Origin of the sequence: Methylibium sp. T29 (assembly GCF_000576205.1) — a bacterium.
In the GTDB taxonomy this organism is placed as follows: domain Bacteria; phylum Pseudomonadota; class Gammaproteobacteria; order Burkholderiales; family Burkholderiaceae_C; genus Methylibium; species Methylibium petroleiphilum.
Window position 1 is genome coordinate 1 of sequence record NZ_AZND01000333.1, and the last position, 3,074, is coordinate 3,074.

Consider the following 3,074-nt stretch of genomic DNA (forward strand, 5'->3'; position numbering starts at 1 on the left):
CGCAGCGCGCGTGTCAGACCTTGCAGCCAGGCCGGCGCATCGCCGTGGGCCTGACGCTCGCGCGCCGCCAGGCGCAGCAGCGAAGACACCGCGCCGAACGCAACGCCGCGCGCCGGGCTGGGGCGAAGCCTTGTTTTGATGCTCTGTGTCATGCCGGACTCCTCCTGCTGTATGGAGGGCGGCAACGCATCTAGCGTGCCAGCCGCGGTGAGGTACGACGGACGGCCGAGGCCGTGCAAACCGTCACGCGCCGTCGCCGGCCCGCCGAGCGCGACGCTTCAACACCGTTACACGGGCGACGCTTTTGGTCGATCGGTCGGCGCGTGTCGTCAACTGCCGGCGCCGGCGCGCCGCCCCGCTCAGGCCAGCGCCGCGCCCCGGTAGCCGCGCGGGATCGCGCCCAGCAGGCGCTGCGTGTAGGCCTCGCGCGGCGCGCTGAGCAGGGCCTCGACCGTGTTGCGTTCGACCACCTCGCCGTCCTTCATCACCAGCACCTCGTCGGCCATGAAGCGCACGACCGCCAGATCGTGGCTGATGAAGACATAGGCCAGGCCCAGCTCGTCCTGCAGGTCGCGCAGCAGGTTCAGCACCTGGGCCTGCACCGACACGTCGAGCGCCGAGACCGCCTCGTCGAGCACCAGCACCTCGGGGTCGACCGTCAGGCAGCGCGCGATCGCGATGCGCTGGCGCTGGCCGCCGGAGAACTCGTGCGGGTACTTGCCCCAGGCACCGGCGTCGAGGCCGACCTTGGCCAACAGCGCCCGCGCCCGGGCCTCGCGCGCCGCATCGTCGCGCTCGAGGCCGTGGATGGCCATCGGCTCGACCAGCGTCTGGCCGATCGTGAAGCGCGGGTTCAGCGAGGCATAGGGATTCTGGAACACCACCTGCAGGCGCCGGCGCATCGGCAGCCAGTCGGACTTGCCGAGCTGCAGCAACTCGTGCGTGCCGCCACCCTTCGCGCTGCGGAACACCGCCCGGCCGCCGGTCGGCCCGCCGCTCGCCTCGTGCAGGCGAAGCAGCGCCAGGCCCGCCGTGGTCTTGCCCGACCCCGATTCTCCGACGATGCCCAGCGTGTGGCCGCGCCGCAGCTCGAAGCTCACGTCCTTGACGGCGGGGAAGGCCTTGCGGCCGAACAGCCCCGAGCGCAGCCAGAAGCTCTTGCTCAGCGCCTCGACCTGCAGCACGACCGGTGCGTCCGGGTCCTTCGCCACCGCGGGGCGAGCGCCTCCGGCGGCCGGATCGGCCAGGTGGTCGTCGATCACCGCCAGGCGCACCGGCGGCGCTGCCAGGGTCGGCCGGCAGGCCAGCAGCGCCTGCGTGTAGGGGTCCTGCGGCGCGGTGAACAGGCGCTCGACCGACGCCTGCTCGCGCACCGTGCCCTGGCGCATCACGACCACGTGGTCGGCGATCTCGCCGACCACGCCGAGGTCGTGGCTGATGAACAGCATGCTCATGCGGTGCCGCTCCTTCAGACCGGCCAGCAGCTCGAGGATCTGGCGCTGGATGGTGACGTCGAGCGCAGTCGTCGGTTCGTCGGCGATCAGCAGCCGGGGTTCGCAGGCGATCGCCATCGCGATCATCACGCGCTGCTGCTGGCCGCCCGACAGCTCGTGCGGATAGGCGTCGAGCCGGCGCTTCGGATCGGGCAGGCCGACCTCGTTCAGCAGCGCCTCGGCGCGCGCCCGCGCGGCACGCCGGCCGAGGCCGAGGTGCAGCACCAGCGGTTCGATCAGTTGCTGGCCGACGGTGAACACCGGGTTCAAGGAACTCATCGGGTCCTGGAACACGCAGGCGATCTCGCGACCGCGCAGCGCGCGCAGTTCGGCCGGTCCGGCGGTGAGCAGTTCACGATCACGGAATCGGATGGAGCCCTGGCGTTCGGCGTTCTCCGGCAGCAGGTTCAGCACCGCCATCGCGGTGACGCTCTTGCCCGAGCCCGATTCGCCGACCAGCGCGACGGTGCTGTTCTCGGCGATCTCGAAGCTCACGCCCTGCGCGCCGCGACCGACCGCCTCGATGCGGCTGGCCGCCGCGCCGCGGCCGAGACGGAAGCTCACGCGCAACTGGTCGATGCTCAGCAGCGCCGTCATTCCGCGCCCCTCAGCTTGGGGTCGAGCGCATCGCGCAGCGCGTCGGTGAGCAACGAGAAGGCCGTGACGAACACCGCCATGAAGCCGGTCGCCGCGGCCAGCTGCCACCAGTGGCCGAGCAGCAGTTCGCCCTGAGCCTCCGCCAGCATCGTGCCCCAGCTGACCTGGTCGACGCTGACGCCCAGGCCCAGGTAGCTGAGGATCACCTCGGCCTTGATGAAGCCCACCACGTGGATCGACAGCTGCACCAGCACCACGTGGCTCACGTTCGGCAGGATGTGGCGGAACATGCGCGAGGCGGTGGAGGCGCCGATCGCCTCGGCCGCGCGCACGTACTCGCGCACCGCGTGCTTCAGGAACTCGGCCCGCACCAGCCGGTAGATGCCGGTCCAGCCGGTCAGCCCGAGGATCAGCACCACCGACAGCACGCCGCGGCCGGTGACCGCCGCGAAGGCGAACACCAGCAGAATGCCGGGGATGGACGTGAAGACGTTGTAGACCCACTCCAGCAGGTCGCCGACCCGGCCGCCGAAGAAGCCACCGAGCGCACCGAGCACGGTGCCGATCAGCGTGGCCAGCAGCGCCGCGGAGACGCCCACCAGGATGGAGACCTCGGCGCCCTTGATGGCCTTGGCCAGCACATCGCGGCCCAGGCGGTCGGCGCCGAAGGGCAGCGTCTCGGCACGCGGCGTCACGACGCTGCTGAACTGCTTGGCGCGCTCGGCCCATTCGGCGTAGCGCGGCGCCAGCGGATCGACGTCGGACAGGTCCAGCACCGGTCCGCTGGGCACCGCGATCGCCGTCTCGGCCACCTTCGGCGCCGGCCCCAGGAAGCCGGGCGGCGCGTTGGGTACGCCGACCTCGGCCTGCCACGCCGTCGCGATCAGGCCCGCCCCGGCCAGCAGCACCATCAGCAGGAAGGCCGCGACCACCGCCAGCGAGACCATGCCGACGCGGTCGCCGCGCAGGCGCCGCCAGGCTGCG

At 71.8% G+C, this 3,074-nt stretch carries 2 protein-coding genes; both read right to left on the reverse strand.

The window, feature by feature from the left end:
* Positions 1 to 359: 359 nt before the first annotated feature.
* Complete coding sequence (locus x551_RS20395; protein WP_036250709.1) at positions 360 to 2,090, reverse strand: dipeptide ABC transporter ATP-binding protein; 1,731 nt, start codon at positions 2,088 to 2,090, stop codon at positions 360 to 362.
* On the reverse strand, positions 2,087 to 3,074 hold a 988-nt coding region (locus x551_RS20400), incomplete at its 5' end, for an ABC transporter permease (protein WP_036250712.1). The genes x551_RS20395 and x551_RS20400, both read right to left, overlap by 4 nt.